The sequence below is a fragment of the Chryseobacterium candidae genome (assembly GCF_004916905.1).
Taxonomy (GTDB): Bacteria; Bacteroidota; Bacteroidia; order Flavobacteriales; family Weeksellaceae; genus Chryseobacterium; species Chryseobacterium candidae.
In genome coordinates, this window is record NZ_SDLV01000033.1 from 1 (window position 1) to 469 (window position 469).

General features: G+C 42.4%; 3 tRNA genes. All 3 read left to right on the forward strand.

The features are described from left to right. The first annotated feature begins 63 nt into the window (after positions 1-63). A tRNA-Tyr gene (locus EK417_RS16330) sits at positions 64-144 on the forward strand. 86 nt (positions 145-230) lie between these two features. Continuing rightward, a tRNA-Gly gene (locus EK417_RS16335) sits at positions 231-303 on the forward strand. An 89-nt stretch (positions 304-392) separates the two neighbouring features. Then, a tRNA-Thr gene (locus EK417_RS16340) sits at positions 393-466 on the forward strand. Positions 467-469: the final 3 nt, after the last annotated feature.

The window sequence follows — 469 nt, forward strand, 5'->3', positions numbered from 1 at the left end:
ATTTGTAATCTCGGGGTCGTGGGTTCGAATCCCTCTGGAGGCTCATTTTAATATAAAATATCTGGGGAGATTCCAGAGTGGCTAAATGGGACTGACTGTAACTCAGTTGCTTCGGCTTCGTAGGTTCGAATCCTGCTCTCCCCACATTTTATATTATAAAAATAGTTGCGAGATTAAATAAGTTTTCTTAGTTTTGCACAGCGTTTACCAATGATTTTGGAAACAAAATTGCGGAAGTAGCTCAGTTGGTAGAGCGTCAGCCTTCCAAGCTGAATGTCGCGGGTTCGACCCCCGTCTTCCGCTCAATAAAATCACAGAGTAAAAGTGATTTTTTTTAACACTGAAATATGTAGAGTAGAGTTTCTCAATCAGTTTCAGTCCTTTATTAAAATGCCTCCATAGCTCAGTTGGCCAGAGCACGTGATTTGTAATCTCGGGGTCGTGGGTTCGAATCCCTCTGGAGGCTCAT